The organism is Micromonospora sp. NPDC005194 (genome assembly GCF_040608335.1).
Lineage (GTDB): Bacteria > Actinomycetota > Actinomycetes > Mycobacteriales > Micromonosporaceae > Micromonospora.
The window spans coordinates 1-21,134 of the sequence record NZ_JBEXIA010000050.1 but is presented as its reverse complement, the minus strand read 5'-3'; the positions used below and the strand labels follow the sequence as shown (position 1 = coordinate 21,134).

Below are 21,134 nucleotides of genomic sequence, written 5' to 3'. Positions count from 1 at the left end.
CACCGCCAGCGCCTCAGAGCCGACGGCCCCCGCGGTCACGGGCGACGATGCCGTCCAGGCGCTCCCCCGGCGTCAGCGTGGCCGGGTCGAACCAGAAGATCACCACCTGCTTGTCGATGCTCCAGCGCGCCACCCGGGCATCGACCTGCCGACCGGCCACCGTGCCGATGATCCGCTCGGCGGGGCCGACGAAGTAGCCGAAGGTGGGCACCGGCACGGCCGACGAGCGCTCGTCGTAGCCGATCTGGTGGAACCCGGGGCTGCGGTCGGCGCCCTCGACGTCGTTGACCAGGATGTCCGTGCTCAACGTGCCGTCGGGGGCGCGACGACCGGCGGCCAACCCGATGGTCACCTTGGGCTCGCCGGGCACCGACACCGCGACGACGTAGTAGACCCGCCAGTCGGCGCCGTGCCGCACCCCCGTGTCGATCAGCTTGCCCAGGGGTTTCGGACCTGGCACCCCGGGGGCCACCGTCTGCGGTGGTGTGGGCTCCCCCGACGCCGACGCCGACGCCGCGGCCGATGCCGTGGCAGCGGCCGAGGGCGGAGCGACGGCGACCGGCGGTGCGGGACCGGTCGGCGCCGGACCGGTCGGCCCGGGCCCGCCGACCGCCACCACGGTGACAGCGACCAGCCCCGCCACGACCGTCGCCGCCGCGCCCCCGGCGACCCGCCGACGGATCCGCAGCCGCCGGCCCGCACGCATGACGGTGGCCAGATCGAGCGTGGCGTCGGGGCGCTCGGTCGCCCGCATGGCGTGGCGGAGCCGGTCCAGCTCGCTCATCGGCGGGCCTCCTCGTCGGCCGTGCGCGGCGCGGCCGTGCGCAGCTTCTCCAGGGCTCGCGAGCTGGTGCTCTTGACGGTGCCTACGGATACGGCGAGTTCCCGGGCCACCTGCACCTCCGGCAGGTCGAAGTAGTAGCGCAGCACGACGATGGCCCGCTCCCGGGGGCTCAGCGCGCCGAGGATGGTGACCAACCAGCGCCGGGTGGCCACGTCGTCGGCCACGTCGCCACGCCGCTGTTCCGGCACCTCCTCGGTGGGGTACTCCCGCATCGGCCGCCGCCACCGATCCACCAGGTGGTTGACGAGGGTGCGACGGGCGTACCCGTAGGCGTCGTCGTCGTGGATTCGCGACCACGACGCGTAGGTGCGCACCAGCGCGGTCTGCGCGGCGTCCTCGGCCTGGTGGTGGTCGCCGGTCATCAGGAACGCGGCGTGCACCAGTCGCGCGGACGCCGCCCGCGCGAACTCGACGAACTCCGCGTCACCCCGCGCCACCGCGAACCCTCCCCCGTGCCACACCCTTTCAGACGGGCGAGGCTCCGCGAAGGTTGAGTCCTCGCGACGTCAACCTTTTGCCGGGCTCACCCGTCTTCTCTCCCGCGTCGCCGCGGACCGGCACGCGAGGGGAGAAAGACATGTCGACGAAGGCTACCCGTCGGGGGTATCTGCCCCCAGTGGCGTTGCTGCTGGTCGTAGCGCTGCTCACCGGGTGTGGCCTGCCCGCCGCCGGGAAGGGACCGGCCGGTGGCGCCGCGAGCGGACCGGACCCCGCCGGCCTGCCCTCGGCGGGACCGGTCGCGACGGGACGTCCGGCGGAAGTGGCCGGGAGCGGCGGTGTCGCGCCGGCGGCGCCCACGGTCGTGCCGGTCAGCTATCCCGCCACCGGCAGCAACCGCTGGTCGGTGGCCGCGGCCGAGACGACGGGTGGCGGCGGGAGCACCGGCGGGTTGCTGCGCTACCGGGTCGCCGTGGAGCGCGACATCCGGGGCCTGCGGGTGGGCGACATCGCCACGGCGATCTCCGCGACGTTGAACGACCCTCGCGGGTGGACGGCGGACGGGACGTGGCGGCTGCGCCGGGTCGGCGCGAACGAACCCACCGACTTCACGATCTACCTGGCGACCCCGGGCACCCGCGACACCCTCTGCCAGGACGTGCCGGACGGCTACACGTCGTGCCGCAACGGCGCCCGGGTGGTCCTCAACGTGGCGCGCTGGGTCACGGGGGTGCCGGACTACGGCGCGAGCCTGGCCACCTATCGGCAGTACATGGTCAACCACGAGGTGGGGCACAAACTCGGGTTCGGTCACGAGCGCTGCCCGGGGCGGGGCCGGCCGGCGCCGGTGATGCAGCAGCAGACGCTGGGCCTGCACGGGTGCCGCGCCGGGGCCTGGCCGTACCCGAACGGCACGACCCGCTACCGCGGACCGGTCGGGGCGTACGACGACGAGATCCCACGGCGCGAGGGCGCCTACGCGGCGCACTGACCCCGACGACCGGGAGGCCGTCCGTCAGGTGCGGCGGCGGCGTTCCTGCTCGAGCCGCTCGTCCAGCCGACCCAGCTCGTAGATGGCGTTGAGGCTGGTCGGCAGGCGGCGGACATTGTCCGGCCCGGGGTCGGGATCCGGTTCCGGGTCCGGATCCGGCGCGGGAGCGGGATCCGGCGCGGGAGCGGCGGAGAAGTCGGGCGCGCGGCGACGCAGGAGCAGCAGTGCCAGCACCGCCAGGACGGCCGCGACCAGCAGGTAGGACACCGGCGGCCAGCCACCGCGGGCGGGGTTGGCGAGCGCCGGCGGGACCTCGGGCGCCGGGGTGTCGACGGTGCGCACGGGCACGGCGACCTCGTCGGCGTCGGCGCCGGAGCCTTCGGCCGGCCGGCCGGGGGCGGCCGGTGCTCGGACACCGGCCGACGACCCGGCGGGCGCGGCGGTCGCACCGGGCGCGGTCGGGCTGGGCTGGCCGGTCGCTGGTGGCCGGGTCGGCGCGGACGTCGCGGTGGGGTTGACGCTCGGCGTCGGCGTCGCACTCGGCGCACCCTGGCCGCCGAGCAGATCGTCGACGACCCGGCCGACGCCACCGAGGATGTCGCCGACCGGGCCCGAGGTGGCCGATGGGGACGGCGCGGGCGCGAGGGCGAGGGTCAGCGCGAGGACGACGACGGTAGGCACGGGTCCACCTCGAATGTGTCGACTGCCAGGCACAGTACCGCGTTGTGGGACGGCGTGGGTGACACCGCCACGTCGGGTCGGGGCCTTTCCCGACCTCGGGTCGGAGCAGGGGCACGCACTCCCCCGCGGTCGGCCGGCGACCGACGGCCGCCGGCCACTGTTACCCAGCGGTTACGCCGCGGCGAAGCTCGCGTGCCGCGGGCGGGCGACCGTGACGGCAGAGGGTCACCGGCAACGCTGCCGCGACGTGACCCCGGCATCGAGCGGAGAGAGCACCATGAGGATCAGGAGCACACTTACCGCGTTGGCGGTCGTCCTCGCCGGTCTGGTCGCCAGCGCGGGCAGCAGCACCGCGGCGGGCACCACGACCGGGTCGGCGTCCTGCGGGATCACCTGGGGCAGCGCGGACAAGTCGGCCGGCACGCTGAGCGACGCCCCGCTGGTCGCCGTACGGACCGGGCAGCACGACTGCTACGACCGGGTGGTCTTCGAGTTCGCCGGACCGGTCGACGGTTACGCGGTCGGCTACGGCGAGACGTGGACCGAGGGCGAGGGGCTGGCGCTGTCGCCGTACACCGCCGGGGGCGCGCTGCTGCGGGTCTCGCTGCGGGCCCCGGCGTACGACGCCGAACACCAGGGCACCGTGCCCTACGCGGTCGGCGAGCACGTCGCGAACCTGCTGCGCTGTTCAACGCTGCGCGACGTCGTCTTCGGCGGCAGTTTCGAGGGCTACAGCACCTTCGCGGTCGGCGTACGGGCTCGGTTGCCGTTCCGCACGTTCACGCTCGCCGGCCCCGGCACACACAGCCGCATCGTGCTGGACGTCGCCCACCAGTGGTGAGTGGAGCCGCAGTGGGGCGATCCGCTTGGCCGTCCGCCCGCCCGTCGAGGCGGACGGCCAAGCGGGCATCGTGCGCAGCCACCAACGCGACACCCGACCACGGGCAGCTAGCTCGCCGGGGTCTGCTCGGGTGCCCCTCCAGCCGCCTCGTCGGCCAGGTGCCAGACCTCCCGCATCGGGGCCCACCAGTCCCCCGATCCGGGTTCGGCGAGCGACTCCTGGCACGGGTCGGTCAGCTTCCACCACTCTTGCGTCTGCGGGTCGGCGGCGATGTACCGCAGGTCGGCCTCGTAGTCGTCACCGACGTACTCGTAGTAGCCGAAGAGCAGGTCGTCGTGGAGGAAGATGGTGTAGTTGCGGAAGTTCGCCTCGCGCAGCGTCTTCTCGACGCTCGGCCAGACCTCGGCGTGTAAGCGCAGGTAGGTCTCCCGGTGCTCCGGGCGAAGCCGGATCACGCAGCCATGACGTTGCACGTCGTGTCCTCTCAGGTGAACTGGTCACGCGGATGGCGACAGCCCGGAGCAGGTTGGCCATCGACGGCCATCGCGTTGGCGACCCGATGGTAGCCGTAGCCAAGATCGAGGATCACCCGCCGGAGGTCGGGCGACCGTTCCCGTGCCCCGGACCCGACCGGGCCGTCGACACCGACCGTTTCGCCAGGGCTGCGCGGCGTCGCGGCGGGTCTACCCTCAGGTGGTGGAGGGCCGCGTGCTGGTGGTCGAGGACGACGCCTCCATCCGGGAGGTCACCGCCCTCGGTCTGCGTCGCGCCGGCTTCCGGGTCGACACCGCCGTCGACGGGCGGCAGGCGCTCATGACCTGGCGAGCGCACCCGGTCGACGCGATCGTGCTCGACGTGATGCTGCCCGGCCTGGACGGTCTGGAGGTCTGCCGGGAGATCCGGCGCACGAGCCAGGTGCCGATCCTCATGCTGACCGCCCGCACCGACACGCTCGACGTGGTGGTCGGCCTCGAATGCGGCGCCGACGACTACCTGCGCAAACCCTTCGACCTGCCCGAGCTGGTGGCGCGGGTCCGCTCGGTGCTGCGACGGGCGAGCGCGCCGGCCGGGTCGCACACCATCGCCGTCGGCGACTTGGAGATCGATCCGGGCGGCTTCGTGGTACGCCGCGACGGCCGCGAGGTGACCCTGACCGCCACCGAGTTCCGTCTGCTGCTGGAGCTGGCCCGACGCCCCGGCCAGGTCTTCACCCGGGAACTGCTGCTGGACCTGGTCTGGGACCACCGTTTCCTGGGCGACTCGCGGCTCGTCGACGTGGCGGTGCAGCGGCTGCGCGCCAAGGTCGAGGACGACCCGGCGCACCCACGGCGCATCCGTACGGTGCGCGGCGCCGGCTACAAACTGTCCACGCTCTGACGGGAGGTCGGCGATGGCCGGACGAGCGGTGGCGCCGGGCCGCCTGCGGCGCCGGCTGACGATCGCGTTCGTGCTGGTCGCCGGGGTGTCCGCCGGCCTGCTCGCCGGTGGGGCGGGAGTGCTGCTGCGACAGTCCTGGTTGGACGCCTCGCTGCACGAGGCCGCCGCCGACGCGCGCTACCAGCTCCTGCTCGCCGGTGAGTTCCTGCCCCTGACCGAGCAGCGCGGCACCGAACTGCTCGCCAGCTTCGAGGGCAGCGGCCGGCACGTCGTCCTCGTCGACGGCCCGACCCGCCCCTCCCATCCCGCGTACGCCCCCGCCCTGGGCACGCGACTGCGGGCCTCGGTCGCCGACGGGCAGCTCGCCTACCAGCGCTCGGCGCCGGGCCAGCGACCCCGACTGCTGGTGGTCGGCGGACGCATCCCCGGCTCGACCGCGGAGCTGTACGTGATCACCGTGGAGGACGACATCGCCGCCGACCTGGGTCAGGTGCGCACCGCACTGCTGGCCGGCTGGGTGCTCGTCGTGCTGGTCGCCGCCGGGGTGGGCCATCTCCTGGCCCGCCGCACCCTGGAGCCGGTGGGTCGGGCCAGCCGCGCCGCCCGGGCGCTCACCGAAGGGCTGCTCGCCACCCGCCTGCCGGTCCGCGGGCGCGACGAGTTCAGCGTCTGGGCGGCGTCGTTCAACGAGATGGCCGAGGCGCTGGAGTCGAAGATCGCCGCCCTGTCGGCCGCGCAGGCCCGGGAGCGGCGGTTCACCGCCGATGTGGCGCACGAGCTGCGTACCCCGGTGACCGCCCTGGTGGCCGCGGCCTCGCTGCTGCGCGAGCAGCTGGACCGGCTGCCCGACGACGCCCGGCCGGCCGCCCGGCTGCTGGTGGGCGACGTGGTCCGCCTGCGTCGCCTGGTCGAGGACCTGATGGAGATCTCGCGGCTGGACGCAGGGCGGGAACGGCCGAACGTCGAGCCGGTGGACGCGCCGGCGCTACTGCGCACGATCGTCGCGGCGCGCGGCTGGTCGGACCGCGTGCTGGTCACCGGCGACCCGGTCGCGCTGCGCACGGACCCGCGTCGCCTGGAGCGTGTCCTGGCCAACCTGGTCACCAACGCGGTCGAGCACGGCGGCGGCGAGATTCGGGCGACCGTCACCGGGGCGGGCGCGCTCGTCGTCTTCGAGGTCACCGACCAGGGGCCGGGCATTCCCGCCGAGCACCTGCCGCACGTGTTCGACCGGTTCCACAAGGTCGACGCCTCGCGTTCCGCGCCGGGCAGCGGGCTCGGCCTGGCCATCGCCCGGGAACACGCCGCCCTGCTCGGCGGGGTGCTGAGCGTCCGCAGCGCGCCGGGTGCCGGCGCCCGGTTCCGTCTGGAGCTGCCCGCGCACGGCCCGGACGGGCCGCCCGGCGGCGTGCCACGCCCGGCGGGGCACCTCGACGAGGACGCCGAGGCGGCGCCCGCCGGCCCGACGGGCGGTGACGGATGAGCCGCCGCGGCACGGTCAGCGTGAACCGGCGCGGCGGGTGGCGCGCGGTCGGCGTGCCGGTGCTCGTCGCCGCGCTTCTGCTCGGCGCGTGCGGCACGCCCCGCTCCGGCGTCCTGGGCGCGGCGCCCACCGCGCCGCCGCACAGCACCCCGCCCGCCGGAGGCCCGACCTCCGCGCCCACCCCGCCGTCCGGGCCACCACAGTCGCCGGTGGCCACCCGCACCGCGCCGCGTCCGCCGGCACCGACAGCCGCCACGCGCCGGGCGGACCCGGTGACGATCGAGCTGTGGTACGTGCGAAACGGCCTGCTCGTCCCCACCCGGCGCACCCGGCCGGCCACCCTCACGACGTCCCGGCTCGCGCTGACCGAACTGGCCGCCGGGCCAACGCCGGCCGAGGCCGCCACCGGGATGGTCACCCTGCTGCCGGCCGGTGTCGAGGTCACCCGGATCACCGACGGCGTGGCGACGCTCGGTCCCGTTCCGTCCGGCAACGACCCGGCGGAGCGTCGGCGGCTGCGCGAGGCGCAGGTGGTGTGGACGCTCACCCAGTTCCCCACCGTCCGGCAGGTCCGCTTCCCCGGCGGGGCACCGGTCGGCCGGGCCGACTACCCGGACCTGCTCGCGCCGATCGTGGTGACCGCCCCGAGCGTCGGCGAGCGGGTCACCGCCCCCCTCACCGTCACCGGCACCGCCGACGTGTTCGAGGCCACGGTGAGCATCCGGGTGCTGGACGCCGCCGGCCGGGAGGTGGCCACCGGCTTCGGCACCGCCAGTTGCGGCAGTGGTTGCCGGGGCGCCTACCGGCTGGTGGTCGGTTGGCGCACGGCCCGGGAGCAGCACGGCACGATCGAGGTGTACGAGGTGTCCGCGCGCGACGGCGCCCGGATCAACACCGTGGTCGTGCCGGTGATCCTCGCGCCCACCGGGAGCTGACCACGGGGTTCATCCGCCCGACGTGGGACAGAAACGTAACCGTTTCGTCCGCCGGGTGCGACGCACCTCATAAAAGCCTGCAGGAACGGCCAGCAACGAACTAGGGTCGGTACGACATCGTTTCGCGGGGGGTCTTCGGGTGTTGGATGGTCAGCAGGTGAGCGCGGGCGTCGGGGTGCCGGCCGCCCGGGCCGCGCGCTGCACGTCCAGCGACCTGTTCACCGTGGTGATCGACCTGCTGCGCGAGGTCGGCTACGACCGGATGACCATCGACGCCGTCGCCGCCCGCGCACACGTGAGCAAGGCCACCATCTACCGGCGGTGGGACGGCAAGGCCGAGCTGGTCGTCGCCGCCCTGCGCGACCGTCAGGTCGGCGTGCACAACCCGCCCGACACCGGCTCGCTGCGGGGCGACCTGATCGAGCTGCTGCGCGCCACCGCAGCCATCTGCGTCGCCGACTGCGACCTGATGCAGGCGCTGACCTTCGCCATGCGGACCAGCCCGGAGCTGGAACGCCTGGTACGCCACCAGGTGCTGCCCGCCGGGCGGGTGGCCAGCACGGCCATCCTCGTCCGCGCCGCCGCCCGCGGGGAGATCCCCCCGGACGCCGGTGAACGGGAGCTGTTCCACGACCTGGCGCCCGCGCTCACCCTGTCCCGCGTCGTCGCGCACGGCCTGCCCGCCGACGACGCGTTCCTCACCCAGGTCGTCGACCAGGTGCTGATCCCGGTGCTCCGCTACCAGCACGACCGCCCGTCCCAGGCCTGATCCCTCGACATCCGCACCACGGAAGGCTTCACCATGCCCGGAACCACCTCGACAGCCCCCGGCGCACCCGGCGCCGGGACGTCGACAGGCGCGCCGCACCCGCGGCGCTGGATCGCGCTGGCGGTCATCGCGGTCTCACAGCTGATGGTCGTCCTGGACGCCACGATCGTGAACATCGCGCTCCCGCAGGCCCAGGCGGACCTGGGGATCACCGACGCGAACCGGCAGTGGGTGATCACCGCCTACACGCTGGCCTTCGGCGGTCTGCTCCTGCTCGGCGGCCGGATCGCCGACTACTGGGGTCGCAAGCGCACGTTCCTCGTCGGCATGGTCGGCTTCGCGCTGGCGTCCGCGCTGGGCGGTCTGGCCACCAGCGGCGAGATGCTGTTCGCCGCCCGCGCGTTGCAGGGCGCCTTCGGCGCGCTGCTCGCCCCGGCCGCGCTCGCGCTGCTCACGGTGCTGTTCACCGAGGCCACGGAGCGGGCCAAGGCGTTCGCCGTGTACGGCGCGATCGCCGGCGGTGGGTCCGCGGTCGGGCTGCTGCTCGGCGGGGTGCTGACCGAGTACGCCGACTGGCGCTGGTGCCTGCTGGTCAACATCCCGGTCGCCGCCGTGGCGATCGCCTTCGCGATCCCGCTGGTGCCGGAGAGCCGGGCGCACGGCAACACCCGCTACGACGTGCCCGGCGCGGTCGTCGTCACCGCCGGCCTGGTCTCCCTGGTGTACGGCTTCACCAAGGCCGCCGAGGACGGTTGGGACGCCACCGCGACGCTCGGCTTCATCGCCGCCGGTGTGGTGCTGCTGGCCGCCTTCGTGGTGATCGAGCTGCGCTCCAACCACCCGCTGCTGCCGCTGCGGATCATCCTGGACCGCAACCGGGGCGGGGCGTACCTCGCCTCCACGCTTATCGGCGCCGGCCTGTTCGGGGCGTTCCTCTTCCTCACCTTCTACTTCCAGGTGGTGTTGCAGTACAAGCCCCTCGAGGCGGGGCTCGCGTCGCTGCCGGTCACCGCGGGCGTGCTGATCGCGGCGGGTGGCGCCAGCCAGCTGATGCCGAAGGTGGGCGCGAAGCCGCTGATGGTCGGCGGCGCCGTGCTCGCCGCCGTGGCCATGCTGACGCTCACCCAGATCGACGTGGACACCTCGTTCCTCACCCTCCTGCTGCCCGCCCAGGTCATCCTCGGCATGGGCCTCGGCTTCACCTTCGTGCCGCTGTCCAGCCTCGCGCTGGTCGGGGTGCCGGAGCACGACGCCGGAGCGGCCAGCGCGACGCTGAACGCGACGCAGCAGATCGGCGGCTCGCTGGGCACCGCGCTGCTGAACACCTTCTACACCAGCGCGGTGGCCGCGTACCTGGTCGGCCGGGCGCCGAACCCGGTCACCCAGGTCGAGGCGCTCGTGCACGGCTACCGCGTGGCGTTCGCCTGGGGCGCGGCCCTGATCGTGCTCGCCGGGCTGGTCACCCTGGTCCTGGTGAAGGTGCGCAAGGAGGACATCCCCGCCGGCAACGCCGTGCACATGGGCTGAGCCGGACGACACGGCCGGCCGGGCCGCTCCCGATCGGAGCGGCCCGGCCGGCGCACCCGTCCGGTAGCGTCCCGACCATCGTCGAAGATCCGTTGAGGAGACACATGTCCACGGCTGCCGACCAGATCATCCATGCGCTACGGGCGGGCCACGAGGAGCTCGCCGCGCTCGTGCGCGACCTCAAGGAAGACGACCTGCGCCGGCCCTCGGGTGCCAGCGAGTGGCAGGTCTCCCAGGTGCTCAGCCACCTCGGCAGCGGCGCGGAGATCGGCCTCGCCGGGCTGACCGCCGCCCGCGACGGCACGCCCGCCCCGGACGGCGACTTCAACCGCACCGTCTGGCAGCGCTGGGACGCCATGTCCCCGGAGGAGCACGCGGCCGGCTTCCTGGAGTCCAACCAGCGGCTGGTCGAGGCGTACGAGGCGCTGGACGCCGACACCCGCGCGACGTTGCGGATCAACCTCGGCTTCCTGCCGGAGCCGGTGGACGTGGCCACCGCCGCCCGGTTCCGGCTCAGCGAGTTCGCCCTGCACCAGTGGGACGCCGAGGTGGCGTTCAACCCGTTCGCGGCGGTGACGCCGGAGGCGGTGCCGCTGCTGATCGAGCAGATCGGCGGCATGCTGGGCTGGACGGGCCGGCCGCAGGAGCTGGGCGGCCGGGAGGCCACCCTGCTGGTCCGGCTGCGGGACCCGGAGCGCACGTTCGGGCTGCGGCTGGGCGAGCAGATCACGCTGACCGACGCGCCGGAGCAGCCCGACGGCGAGCTGTCCCTGCCGGCCGAGACGTGGCTGCGGCTGGTGGTCGGCCGGCTCGGGCCGCAGTACACGCCGGACGGGGTCCAGGTGACCGGTCCGCTGACCCTGGACGACCTCCGCCGGGTCTTCGTCGGCTTCTGAGGAGACGCCGCGCGGGCCGGTGCTCCCGGCCCGCGCGTACCCCCGTCAGCCCTTCACGCAGACGACCTGCTTGAGGTGCGCGACCACCTCCACCAGGTCCTCCTGCTGGGCCATCACCTCGGTGATGTCCTTGTACGCGCCGGGGATCTCGTCGACCACCCCGGCGTCCTTGCGGCACTCGACGCCGGCGGTCTGCGCGGCCAGGTCGTCGGTGCTGAACGTCCGCTTGGCCTGCGCCCGCGACATCCGCCGGCCGGCGCCGTGCGAGGCCGAGCAGTACGCGTCCGGGTTGCCCCGGCCCCGCACGATGTACGACCCGGTGCCCATCGACCCGGGGATGATGCCCAGGTCGCCCCGGCCAGCCCGGATCGCGCCCTTGCGGGTGACCAGCACCTCCACCCCGTCGTAGCTCTCCTCGGACACGTAGTTGTGGTGGCAGGAGATGGGTTCGTCGTAGCCGACCTGCGGGAAGTGCTCACGCACCACACCGCAGAGCAGGGCCAGCATGACGGCCCGATTGCGCCGCGCGTACTCCTGCGCCCACCACAGGTCCCGCCGGTACGCGTCCATCTCGGGCGTTCCGGCGAGGAACACCGCCAGGTCCCGGTCGGGCAGGTCGACGTTGTGCGGCAGCTTGCGGGCCACTCCGATGTGCCGTTCGGCCAGCTCCTTGCCGATGTTGCGCGACCCGGAGTGCAGCATCAGCCAGACCCGGCCCTCGTCGGCGCCGCCCTGCTCCAGGCAGACCTCGATGAAGTGGTTGCCGCCGCCGAGCGTCCCGAGCTGCCGCTGGGCCCGGGTCTCCAGCTGCGCCACCCGCCGGTCCAGGCTGGCGAACCGACTCCAGAAGTCGTCCCAGCCGGCCTGCTCCAGGCCACGGACCCGGCGCGGGTTGACCGCCTCCTGCCGCTGGGCGAAGCCGACCGGGATGGTGGCCTCGATCGCGGAACGCAGCCCGGCCAGGTCGTCCGGCAGGTCGGCGGCGGTCAGCGAGGTACGCACCGCAGACATGCCGCAGCCGATGTCGACACCGACCGCGGCCGGCGAGACGGCCTGTCGCATGGCGATCACCGAGCCGACGGTGGCGCCCTTGCCGAAGTGCACGTCGGGCATGACGGCGACGCCCTGCACCCAGGGCAGCGCGCCGATGTTGCGCAGCTGCTTCGCGGCCTGCGGCTCGATGGCGTACGGGTCGGTCCAGACCCGGACGGGCGCCCGGGTACCGGCCAGGGGGGTGAATCCCATCGTGGTCTCCTTCTGTCGTGCGGTGACCGATATCGATCATGCGCCGGCGGCGGCCGCACGGCGGCGGTACGTGGATGTGAAAGGGCCGCCCGATCCCGGTGGGATGGGCGGCCGGCGGACGCGTCAGCGTCGACGTCAGTCGCGCCACTCCGGGCGCGGGCACCGCTCTGGGCGGCAGGCACCGGCTTCGGCGAGGGCGGGCACATACCCGCCGGCAGGGAGCAGGCGCCAGGCGGCATCGGTGCGGACGCGTCGCGGCACGGCGTACTCCCCTCGGGGTGTGTGTGGTTGACCTTGCACCGACGACAGTAGGAGGGCGGCGGTGCGCCCGCAACGGATATCGCCCACCCGGCGGTTCGCCGCCGGGTGGGCTCGCGCGGGCTCAGGTGTCGTAGCAGCCGTCCCAGGGCGGGTCGAAACCCAGGTCGTCGGGGACGAACTCGGCGTGGTCCGCACCGTCGTACTCCTCGGACCAGTCGACCAGTCCGAAGACGTGCCCGTCGACCTCGACCTGGAAGAGCCCGATGGCGATGTCTGCGAAGACCCGGCCGGGCAGCGCGTCGAGCCACTCGGCGAGGCGGGCCTCGGCCCGGTCGACGGAGGCGTCCTCGGTCTCGCTGGTGCCGGCGAACCAGATGTCGGAGTCGGTGTGCACGCCGTCGGCGTCGAACCGGTGCAGCACCGCGTACCACCGCTTGTGGCGGTACCAGTCGTCGTCGGCTCCGCCACCGTCATCGAGCGTGGCGGTGACGGAGCCGAAGAACTGACCCTTGTCGTACCGGCCGATCGTGCTGGTGCGGTAGTCGGGCTCGTGCGCGATCGGCACCAGGTCGGGAATCGCCATGGCCGGGAGGCTACCGCGACGCTATGACACGGTCACCAGCCGGAAGGACTGCGCCGCCGTGCCGTTGCAGGTGTACTGGATGAGCTGGACGCTGTCCGCAGTGGACGCTCCCGGCACGTCGAGGCACTTGCCGCTGGTGCGGTTGACCAGCCGGTAGTAGCCGCCGCCCTCGGATTCCGCCCGCCACTGCTGGTTGTTGCCGCCGCTGTAGGACCAGAGCTGGATGGGCGCCGAGTCGGCGGTCGACCGGTCGGTCACGTCGAGCACCTGGGCGCTGTTGCCGCGGTTGTTGACCCGCAGGTAGCCGCCGCTGGTCGGCGCGAACTGGTACTGCTGGGCGGCGCTGCTGTTGCACGCGTACTGCTGGATGGCGGTGCCGTTGGCGGTGCCGGCGGCCCGGGCGTCCACGCACTTGCCGCTGCCCCGGTTGACGACGGTGTGCCAGGCGGTCGGCGAGATCGGGCCGGCGGTGCCCGTCGGCGTGGGCGTCGGGGTGGGCGTCGTGCCGGCGCCGGCGAGCCAGTGCAGACCGTCGATTAGCAGCTTGTTCTGCTGCGGGCTGTCGAAGGTGGAGGACAGGCCGGTGTTGGTGCTGTAGTTCATCGCGTTGTGCCCGAAGTTGGCGTACAGCATCTTGTAGCGCTTGTTGCTCCACACCAGCGGGTAGTAGCCGCCGTACCAGGACTGGTTGGGGTCCGTGCCGACCGGGAAGCTGGACGGGTCGACGGAGGCCAGGATGTCGATGTCCGGGTTCTGGCGCAGGTCGTTGCTCCAGGAGTACCACTCGCTGACCGACGACGCGAAGGTCGCCGGGAGCCCCTGGGTGGCCGGGTGGGTGCGGTTGTCGGCGCGCATCGTGACGCGCGTCGGCCCCCAGGTGTTGGTCTGGAAGGAGCCGGAGCCGAGGAAGGTGTTGTAGTACCAGCTCCAGCTCGACGGGTCGGTGGTGAACGCGCTGACGTGGAAGCCCATCCACGCCCCGCCGTTCTGCATGTACTGCTGGAAGGCGGGCCGCTGCGCGGCGGGCGGAGCGTCGTCGAGGAACATGATGACCTTGTACTGGGCCAGGTTCGCGGTGTTCAGCAGACCCCAGTTGGTGGTGGCCTCCCAGGAGAAGCCGTACTGGGCGGCGGCCTGCGGGAACCAGGCGCGGGCGTCGCGGTCGAAGTCGATGTGCGCGGCGTCCCAGGTGCCGTTGTAGAAGGCCAGGACCTTGAACGTCGGCGCGGCCTGCGCGCTGCGCGCGACGCCGAGGCCGAGGCCGGCGCTCACGGCGACGACGAGGGCGACGAAAACCGACAGGATCCTTCTGGTACGAGAGGGAAGTTCTGCGATCACCTGATCGTCCCTTCGGTCGGGACGCGCGCCGCCGCGTCGACGTGAACTATCTGTTCACAAGGTTTACAGATAGACGAAAGGTTATGCGGTGCCGCCCGGTGCGTCAATCGGCGGTCGACCGATCGGGTGGGATTCCTGCGGCAGCGGGTACCCCGGCCGGATGACCAGCCCGGACGCGGTCGACGTCGACCAGCCGCTCGCCGTGGACGTGCCCGCCGCGCCGCACGACGCCAGCGGCGAGCGGGTGCCGACCCGCGACCTGGCCGGGCTCGCCCCGGCGGCGAGACCGGCACGCCGCTGGACCCCGGGCCGGGTGGTGGCCACCCCGGCCGCCCTGGACCACCCCCACGGGCAGCGGATCGTCGACCGCGTGCGGGCGCTGGGTATCGAGGTGGAACGACTGCGGTCGAACCGGCTCACCGGCGTACGCGGGCAGACCGACTCCGAGACGTACGCGCGCGCCAAGGCGACCATGGCGATCGTGGTGAGCCCGCCCTCGCGGCGTGTCCTGCAACCCATCGCGCCCAGCGCCGACTGGCGCGTCGATTTCGCCGAGGGCTGCCCCGCGCACTGTCAGTACTGCTACCTCGCCGGTTCGCTCTCCGGCCCGCCGGTGACCCGGGTGTACGCGGACCTCGACGACATCCTGGCCGGGTTGGCCCCGTACGCCGGGCGCGGAACGGTGACCAGCCGCAACGCACGCCGCGCCGACGAGGGCACCACCTTCGAGGCGTCCTGCTACACCGACCCCCTCGCGCTGGAACACCTGACCGGCAGCTGGCGGCGGGCGGTGCGGCACTTCGCCGACTGGGACGCGCCCGTGCAGTTGCGCTGGACCACCAAGTACGCCGACGTGGACACCTTCGTCGGGCTGCCCCACCACTGCCGCACCCGGGTCCGGTTCAGCGTCAACTGCGCCCCGGTCAGCGAACGGTTCGAGGGCGGCACGGCGCGGGTGCCGGACCGGCTCGCCGCGCTGCGCCGGCTCGCGCTCGACGGCTATCCCGTCGGGCTGACCATCGCGCCGATCATGCCCCTGCCAAACTGGCGCGAACGCTACGGCGAGCTGCTGGACCAGGTCCGCGCGGCGGTCGACGGGGTCCCGGAGCTGGACCTGACCGCCGAGCTGATCACCCACCGGTTCACCCCGGGCAGCAAGGAGGTGCTGCTCGGCTGGTACCCGCACACCCGCCTGGAGATGGACGAGGAGTCCCGCAGCCGCAAACACGGCAGGTTCGGCGCGGTGAAGTACGTCTACCCCCGCGACACGATGGCCGAGCTGCGGAGCTGGTTCACCGACGAGCTGGCCGCCCGAGTCCCGGCCTGCCGCATCCTCTACTGGACCTGAGCCGCGGTTCGTCGACCGAACGCCGACACCGCGGGCGGTCGCGCCGAGGAGCGTGTCACCCGAGCGAGGAGCGGGCCACCGGCGCGGCGAAGTACGTGCGCGGGTGCGGGTCGTCGCGGAGGCTGTAGTGCCACCACTCGCGGTCGTAGTTGACGAACCCGGCGTCGGTCATCAGCCGCCGCAGCAACTGCCGGTTGTCCCGCGCCGTGCCGGTGATGCGGGGGTCGGCGGTGTGCGCCCGGGCGTCGAAACAGTCGAACCCGGTGCCCATGTCGATGCTGTTGTCGGCGAAGCGCCGCCCAGGCGGCGCCGTACAGGGAACCAGCGGCTGCCCGGGCACGTAGGCGGGTTGGCTGGCGGGCGGCTCGTCGACGAGCGTCAGGTCCAGCGTGCTGCCCCGGCTGTGGGCGGTCGGCGCGCCGATGTAGCCGTCGGCGAAGAGCCGGTCCTTGGCCAGGTCCGGATAGAACTCGGCCTTGGTCTGCTGCTCGCCGGGGCGCTTCGACCAGGCGACGAAATCGTCCACCGCCGGCTGCGGGCGGTAGCAGTCGTACACCTTGAGGCTGTGGCCGCCGGCCAGCGCGGCGTCCTGGACCCGGCGCAACGCCTCGGCGGCCTGACGGGTGAGCAGGCACAGCGGCTCGCGGTAGCCGGCGATCGGACGGCCCACGAAGTTGTGCGCCGTGGCGTAGCGGATATCGGCGTGGATACGCGGGTCGACGTCGGTAAGCACCACGAAGCCCGGCAACCCGCCGGTCGCCGACGGGGTCGGCGTCCCCGACGACGGTGGAGGGCTCGCCGACCCGGTCAGCGGGGCCGAGACCGGGGCCGTCGGGCCCGGACGCGGCTGCGGACGGGAGCAGCCGCCGAGCACCGCGACGAGCGCCAGCACGACGCCGCCACCCACCCGCACTGACCTGCGCACCCGTCCTGTCTATCAGCAGCGGTCGGTGCCGCGCGCCGGATCAACCGCCGGCCGCCAGCGGAGCCGGATCCGCCACGGTCGGCGCCGGGTCGGGGGCTTCGACCAGGTGCGCGCCGAGGAAGCGCAGGGCCGCCTCGTCGTCGTCGATCCCGCCGGCCTCGTGGCCGTTGTACCGCCACACCGACAGCTCCGTCGCCCCGGCATGGGCGTTGTGGGCGGCGTACACCCCCGACGGCGGCACGATGTCGTCCATCAGCGCCACCGAGTAGCGAGCCGGCCGGCGGCAGCGTCGGGCGAAGTTGACGCCGTCGACGTACGACAGGGTGGTCAGCACCCGCTCCTCGGCGTCCCGGTGGATCGCCAGGTAGTCGCGGATTTCCCGGTACGGGTGGGCGTCGGTGACCACCACGGCACGCGGGATGTCACAGAGGAACGGCACGAGGGCGACCACGGCCCGCACACCGCGCGCCAACGCGCCGGCCGCGAGCGCCAGTGCGCCACCCTGGCTGTGCCCGAGCACCGCCACCCGGGTCGGGTCGACCATCGGCAGGGTCCGGGCCGCGTCCACCGCCCGGACCGCGTCGGTGATCAACCGCCGGTAGTAGTAGGTGCGGGGATCCGCGATGCCCCGCGTCGCCACGCCGGGCGCCTCCGGGCCGGCGGCGCCCAGGTCGGCGGTGACGCCCCGGCTCCAGCCCGAACCCTGCCCCCGGGTGTCCATCTGCAGATGGGCGAACCCGGCCGACGCCCAGAGCAGGTTCTCCAGCGCGTGCCCGCGCCCGCCCCCGTAGCCCACGTACTGCACGACGGTCGGCAGCGCCGTGCCGGCCCCGTGCGGCACCCGCAGCCAGGCCCGTACGGGCTGACCGGCGAACCCGGGGAACGTCACGTCGTACACGTCGATGGCTCGCAGGCCGGTCACCACGGGCTCGAGCCGGACCGGCCAGGTGGCGTCGCGGGCCTGCGCCAGGGTGTCGGCCCAGAACTCGTCGAAGTCGGCCGGGTCCCGCACCACGCCGCGGTACTCGCGTAGCTGCGCCTCGGGCAGGTCGGTGTGCATGGCGCCCCTTGTCTGTCGCGTGGCACTGATCAGGTGCGTCCACGGCGTGGCCGACGCCGACAGCCGGGCGGCGGAGACGGGACCGTACGCCGATACGCATCCGACAAATTACCGGAACATTTCCGCAACTCAGCCGAACGCTAGAACCGACCTGGCGTGTCGTCAACCCCCGTCCGTGAGGCAAGATGGCGCGAGGAGCGGGCGTGCCGTTCCGGGACACTGGATGGACGACGCTCGCGGTCGTCTCTCCGGAGCGGTGAAGGAGACACGGGTGGACGCGGACGACGGACGCAGGGTGACCATCACCGCGATCGCACGGGAGGCCGGGGTCTCGGTGCCGACCGTGTCACGGGTGCTCAACGGCCGGTCCGATGTGGCCCCCGACACCCGGGAACGCGTCGAGGAGCTGCTGCGCCACCACGGCTACCGGCGCCGCAGCAGCCGCAGCGTCCGCCGCGCGGGCCTCGTCGACCTGGTCTTCAACGACCTGGACAGCCCCTGGGCCGTGGAGATCATCCGGGGCGTGGAGGACGTCGGGCACGCCGCCGGGGTGGGCACCGTGGTCTCCGCGATCCACCGGCAGCCCACGGCGGCCCGGCAGTGGTTGCAGAACCTGCGCACCCGCGCCACCGACGGCGTCATCTTCGTGACGTCGCACTTGAGCCCGCCCCTGCACGCGCAACTGCGCCGCCTCAACGTGCCGGTGGTGGTCGTCGACCCGGCCGGCGTGCCGGCGATGGACGTCCCGACGATCGGCGCCACCAACTGGGCCGGCGGGCTCGCCGCGACCGAGCACCTGCTGGCGGTCGGGCACCGGCGGATCGGGTTCGTGGCCGGGCCGACACACCTGCTGTGCAGCCGGGCCCGCCTCGACGGCTACCGCGCCGGGCTGGAGGCCGCCGGCGTGCCGGTGGACGACGCGCTGATCTACCCGGGCGACTTCTACCACGCCTCCGGCTTCGCCGGCGGCACCGCGCTGCTCGATCTGGCCGACCCGCCGACCGGCATCTTCGCGGCCAGCGACCAGATGGCGTTCGGCGTCTACGAGGCCATCCGCCGCCGCGGGCTGCGGGTTCCCGACGACGTCAGCGTGGTCGGGTTCGACGACCTGCCGGAAGCCCGGTGGGCGTCACCGCCGCTGACCACCGTCCGGCAGCCCCTGGTCGAGATGGGCCGGCTGGCGGTGCGGACGGTGCTGCGACTGGCCCAGGGCGAGGGCATCGACTCGCCCCGAGTGGAGCTGGCCACCGAGCTGGTCGTCCGGGACAGCACCGCCGTCCCGCCGACCGGCTGATCCCTTCCGTTCCGACGGCCCGAACCGGGTCGGATTCCGGTTCCACCTGTTCCGGTCCAGCTGCGAAAATTCCGGCCTGCCGGTCCGCCCCATAAGCGACGACCACGGACGTGGACGCTTCGCGGCGCGGTGGGCGACCGGGGCCGCCCACCGCGCCGAGCGGGTCAGTGGTGGTGGTGTGCCCGGACGGCACGCCGGATGGTCACCGGCTGCGCGGGAGCGCCGTCGACCGGCGCCGGGTCCTCGGCCGTCGGCGCGATTCCCTGAGCGGCGATCCGGTCCAGGGTGGCGAGCCCGGCCGCGTCCACCGTGCCGAAGATCGTGTAGTTGGGGCGTAGCGCCGAGTTGGCGTACACCAGGAAGAACTGGCTGCCGTTGGTGTCCGGCCCGGCGTTGGCCATCGCCAGCACGCCCCGGGCGTAGACCCGGCGTACGCCGGTCGGGTCGGTGGGGGCCGGCGGCAGGTCGGTCGGCAGTTCGTCGCGGTACCGGTAGCCGGGGCCACCCTCGCCGGTGCCGGACGGGTCGCCGCACTGCAACACGCTCAGCGTCGGGTAAGCGGTGAGCCGGTGGCACGGGGTGCGGTCGTAGAAGCGCTTGCCGACCAGGTGCAGGAAGCTCTGCACCGTGCACGGCGCGGCGGCCCGGTCCAGGGTCAACCCGATCGGCCCCTGGTTGGTGGAGAGGGTCACCCGGACGCTGCCCCGGTCCGGGGTGCGGCGCGGGTCGGGCGGCAGCGGCACCGGCCGGGCGGCTGGCTCGTCGGGCGTCTCGGTGTAGGCGCACGGGCCGTGCGTGGTGCGCGGCGGGCGGGCATCGGCGGCGGCCGCGCTCACCGTGCCGTCGGCCGCGACCGGCGCGGCCACCGCGGCAGCCGACGCGCCGACGATCAGCGTTGCGGCGAACGCCGTCACACCGGCGAGGCGGGTCAGCGCGCGTACCGACCGGCGGGGTGCCGCCGCGCCGGAAGGCGTTTCGAGTTCACTCGACACAGGGATCCTCCTGGGCTCGTGCTGCCAGAAAGACCGGAGTCTATGGATGCCGAGGCCTGTTGTCGATCTGACCGGGCAACCGTCGGCGGCGGTGCCACAGCAACCCGCCCAGCAGCGCCAGCACTCCCGCGCCACTCAGCGCGACCACCGACCACAGCCATCCGGAGCCGGTGCCCGCCGGGCCGCTGGCCGCCGCCGGGCGGGGCGGACCGGGCGCGGCAAGCGCGGACGGCGCGGACGGCGCGGCCGACGGCGTGGCGGTCAGCTCACCCGGCTCGACCAGGCGGCCGACGCTGGCGTCGCGGGGCAGCGAGAAACCCCAGTCCAGCAGGGCCGCCCCCTGCTCCCAGCCGCGCATCGGCGCCGGCTCGGCGCCCAGCAGCGTCACCACCAGCCGACGCCCGTCACGTTCCGCCGCGCCGACGTAGGTGTGCCGAGCCAGGTCGGTGAAGCCCGTCTTGCCGCCCAACGCGCCCGGGTACCGGTAGATGAGCTGGTTCTCGTTCTGGATCTGGAAGCCCTTGGTCCGCTGCGCCGGCTGGGCCGGAATCGTCGCCAGCTGGGTGAGCGCGTACCGCCGGAAGGTCGGCTGCGCGAAGCAGGCCCGGGCGATCAGCGCCAGGTCGTACGCGCTGGTGAACTGGCCCTTGCCGTCCAGGCCGGACGGCGTGACCGCGTGCGTCTGGAGCGCGCCCAGGTGGTGTGCCTGCTCGTTCATGGCGCGGACTCCCCCGGCCGCGCCGTCAGACCCGCCGCCCAGCCGGGCCAGCGCGTTCGCCGCCTCGTTGCCGGAGTTGAGCAGCAGCCCCAGCCAGATCGTCTCGATGGTGTAGCGGCCGCCCTCGACCAGGCCGACGGCGGAGGAGCCGGGCTCGATGTTCATGTCCGCCGCGGTGACGGTCACCGTCTGGGCGGGGTCGAGCCGGGGCATCATCGTGGCCGCCAGCAGCAGCTTCTGGACGCTGGCCGGAGTGCCGTACTCGTGCGGGCCGCAGCCCCCGAGCACCTTGCCGGAATCCAGGTCCGCGACCAGCCAGGAGGTGGCGGTGATCGCCGGTGGCGTGCCCGCGCCGGTCGGCACGACCAGGCCGCTGGTGGCCAGCCCGGCGCCGCCCACCGTCCGCGCTTCGGGCACGGCGGGCGGGGGCGAGGGCCGTGGCGGGCGGGACATCGCCGGCGCGGGCACCCGAGGGCACCGCGCGGCCGGCGGGGCGGCGGCGGCGGCACTCGTGGCGGCAGCGCCCGTGGCGGCGGCGCCCGTCGCGGCGACGGGCGTGGGGGCCGCCGCGGGGGGGGCGGCCGGCGC

At 73.8% G+C, this 21,134-nt stretch carries 21 protein-coding genes; 10 read left to right on the top strand and 11 right to left on the bottom strand.

Features of this window, described 5'->3' with window-relative positions:
* Nucleotides 1-13: 13 nt before the first annotated feature.
* On the bottom strand, nt 14-784 hold the full coding sequence (locus tag ABZU53_RS29055) for a hypothetical protein (protein ID WP_355068677.1): 771 nt from the start codon (nt 782-784) through the stop codon (nt 14-16).
* Nucleotides 781-1,281: a SigE family RNA polymerase sigma factor gene (locus tag ABZU53_RS29050; protein ID WP_355068675.1), complete on the bottom strand. Its 501-nt coding sequence runs from the start codon at nt 1,279-1,281 to the stop codon at nt 781-783. The genes ABZU53_RS29055 and ABZU53_RS29050 overlap by 4 nt, the downstream gene beginning before the upstream one ends.
* Nucleotides 1,282-1,421: 140 nt before the next feature.
* Between ABZU53_RS29050 and ABZU53_RS29045 the strand changes: the two genes are divergently transcribed.
* Nucleotides 1,422-2,273 carry a DUF3152 domain-containing protein gene (locus ABZU53_RS29045; RefSeq protein WP_354862202.1) on the top strand — a complete coding sequence of 284 codons (852 nt, stop codon included), beginning with the start codon at nt 1,422-1,424 and terminating at the stop codon, nt 2,271-2,273.
* 24 nt (nt 2,274-2,297) lie between these two features.
* On the opposite strand, the gene ABZU53_RS29040 is transcribed toward ABZU53_RS29045, so the two are convergent.
* Nucleotides 2,298-2,954: a hypothetical protein gene (locus ABZU53_RS29040; RefSeq protein ID WP_355068673.1), complete on the bottom strand. Its 657-nt coding sequence runs from the start codon at nt 2,952-2,954 to the stop codon at nt 2,298-2,300.
* Nucleotides 2,955-3,231: 277 nt separating this feature from the next.
* Here ABZU53_RS29040 and ABZU53_RS29035 point away from each other — a divergent pair, with 277 nt between their 5' ends.
* Complete coding sequence (locus ABZU53_RS29035; RefSeq protein WP_354863087.1) at nt 3,232-3,795, top strand: hypothetical protein; 564 nt, start codon at nt 3,232-3,234, stop codon at nt 3,793-3,795.
* A gap of 107 nt (nt 3,796-3,902) precedes the next feature.
* On the opposite strand, the gene ABZU53_RS29030 is transcribed toward ABZU53_RS29035, so the two are convergent.
* A complete protein-coding gene (locus tag ABZU53_RS29030) occupies nt 3,903-4,250 on the bottom strand; it encodes an L-rhamnose mutarotase (protein WP_355068672.1) in 348 nt (115 codons plus the stop codon).
* Between the two features lie 241 nt (nt 4,251-4,491).
* Here ABZU53_RS29030 and ABZU53_RS29025 point away from each other — a divergent pair, with 241 nt between their 5' ends.
* The 6 genes from ABZU53_RS29025 to ABZU53_RS29000 all read left to right on the top strand — a co-directional run bounded on the left by ABZU53_RS29025 (nt 4,492) and on the right by ABZU53_RS29000 (nt 10,782).
* Nucleotides 4,492-5,172, top strand: coding sequence for a response regulator transcription factor (locus ABZU53_RS29025; protein ID WP_354863091.1), 681 nt, complete (start codon nt 4,492-4,494; stop codon nt 5,170-5,172).
* Between the two features lie 13 nt (nt 5,173-5,185).
* Nucleotides 5,186-6,655: a HAMP domain-containing sensor histidine kinase gene (locus ABZU53_RS29020; protein WP_355068670.1), complete on the top strand. Its 1,470-nt coding sequence runs from the start codon at nt 5,186-5,188 to the stop codon at nt 6,653-6,655.
* Nucleotides 6,652-7,590: a Gmad2 immunoglobulin-like domain-containing protein gene (locus ABZU53_RS29015; protein ID WP_355068668.1), complete on the top strand. Its 939-nt coding sequence runs from the start codon at nt 6,652-6,654 to the stop codon at nt 7,588-7,590. Before ABZU53_RS29020 ends, ABZU53_RS29015 begins: the two co-directional genes overlap by 4 nt.
* Nucleotides 7,591-7,747: 157 nt before the next feature.
* Nucleotides 7,748-8,359 carry a TetR/AcrR family transcriptional regulator gene (locus tag ABZU53_RS29010; RefSeq protein ID WP_354863097.1) on the top strand — a complete coding sequence of 204 codons (612 nt, stop codon included), beginning with the start codon at nt 7,748-7,750 and terminating at the stop codon, nt 8,357-8,359.
* A 33-nt stretch (nt 8,360-8,392) separates the two neighbouring features.
* Complete coding sequence (locus ABZU53_RS29005) at nt 8,393-9,886, top strand: MFS transporter (RefSeq protein WP_355068666.1); 1,494 nt, start codon at nt 8,393-8,395, stop codon at nt 9,884-9,886.
* 104 nt (nt 9,887-9,990) lie between these two features.
* The gene (locus ABZU53_RS29000; RefSeq protein WP_355068664.1) at nt 9,991-10,782 is read left to right on the top strand and encodes a maleylpyruvate isomerase family mycothiol-dependent enzyme; all 792 of its coding nucleotides are present in this window, start codon (nt 9,991-9,993) and stop codon (nt 10,780-10,782) included.
* A 45-nt stretch (nt 10,783-10,827) separates the two neighbouring features.
* Here ABZU53_RS29000 and ABZU53_RS28995 read toward each other — a convergent pair whose 3' ends face one another.
* The 3 genes from ABZU53_RS28995 to ABZU53_RS28985 form a co-directional block, all read right to left on the bottom strand.
* Nucleotides 10,828-12,027, bottom strand: coding sequence for an RtcB family protein (locus ABZU53_RS28995; protein ID WP_354862672.1), 1,200 nt, complete (start codon nt 12,025-12,027; stop codon nt 10,828-10,830).
* Nucleotides 12,028-12,409: 382 nt separating this feature from the next.
* Nucleotides 12,410-12,871: a hypothetical protein gene (locus ABZU53_RS28990; protein ID WP_355068662.1), complete on the bottom strand. Its 462-nt coding sequence runs from the start codon at nt 12,869-12,871 to the stop codon at nt 12,410-12,412.
* A 21-nt stretch (nt 12,872-12,892) separates the two neighbouring features.
* Nucleotides 12,893-14,209, bottom strand: coding sequence for an RICIN domain-containing protein (locus tag ABZU53_RS28985; RefSeq protein WP_355068661.1), 1,317 nt, complete (start codon nt 14,207-14,209; stop codon nt 12,893-12,895).
* 160 nt (nt 14,210-14,369) lie between these two features.
* Here ABZU53_RS28985 and ABZU53_RS28980 point away from each other — a divergent pair, with 160 nt between their 5' ends.
* Nucleotides 14,370-15,557, top strand: coding sequence for a spore photoproduct lyase family protein (locus tag ABZU53_RS28980; RefSeq protein ID WP_355068660.1), 1,188 nt, complete (start codon nt 14,370-14,372; stop codon nt 15,555-15,557).
* A 55-nt stretch (nt 15,558-15,612) separates the two neighbouring features.
* Here ABZU53_RS28980 and ABZU53_RS28975 read toward each other — a convergent pair whose 3' ends face one another.
* Together ABZU53_RS28975 and ABZU53_RS28970 are read right to left on the bottom strand one after the other, a co-directional pair.
* Complete coding sequence (locus tag ABZU53_RS28975; RefSeq protein ID WP_355068659.1) at nt 15,613-16,482, bottom strand: M15 family metallopeptidase; 870 nt, start codon at nt 16,480-16,482, stop codon at nt 15,613-15,615.
* A 40-nt stretch (nt 16,483-16,522) separates the two neighbouring features.
* Nucleotides 16,523-17,542 carry an acetylxylan esterase gene (locus ABZU53_RS28970; protein WP_354862664.1) on the bottom strand — a complete coding sequence of 340 codons (1,020 nt, stop codon included), beginning with the start codon at nt 17,540-17,542 and terminating at the stop codon, nt 16,523-16,525.
* Between the two features lie 271 nt (nt 17,543-17,813).
* Here ABZU53_RS28970 and ABZU53_RS28965 point away from each other — a divergent pair, with 271 nt between their 5' ends.
* Nucleotides 17,814-18,836, top strand: a complete 1,023-nt coding sequence (locus ABZU53_RS28965) for a LacI family DNA-binding transcriptional regulator (protein WP_234588215.1) — start codon at nt 17,814-17,816, stop codon at nt 18,834-18,836.
* A gap of 164 nt (nt 18,837-19,000) precedes the next feature.
* On the opposite strand, the gene ABZU53_RS28960 is transcribed toward ABZU53_RS28965, so the two are convergent.
* Together ABZU53_RS28960 and ABZU53_RS28955 are read right to left on the bottom strand one after the other, a co-directional pair.
* Nucleotides 19,001-19,828 carry a peptidylprolyl isomerase gene (locus ABZU53_RS28960; protein WP_354862663.1) on the bottom strand — a complete coding sequence of 276 codons (828 nt, stop codon included), beginning with the start codon at nt 19,826-19,828 and terminating at the stop codon, nt 19,001-19,003.
* 40 nt (nt 19,829-19,868) lie between these two features.
* On the bottom strand, nt 19,869-21,134 hold a 1,266-nt coding region (locus tag ABZU53_RS28955), incomplete at its 5' end, for a D-alanyl-D-alanine carboxypeptidase (RefSeq protein ID WP_355068657.1).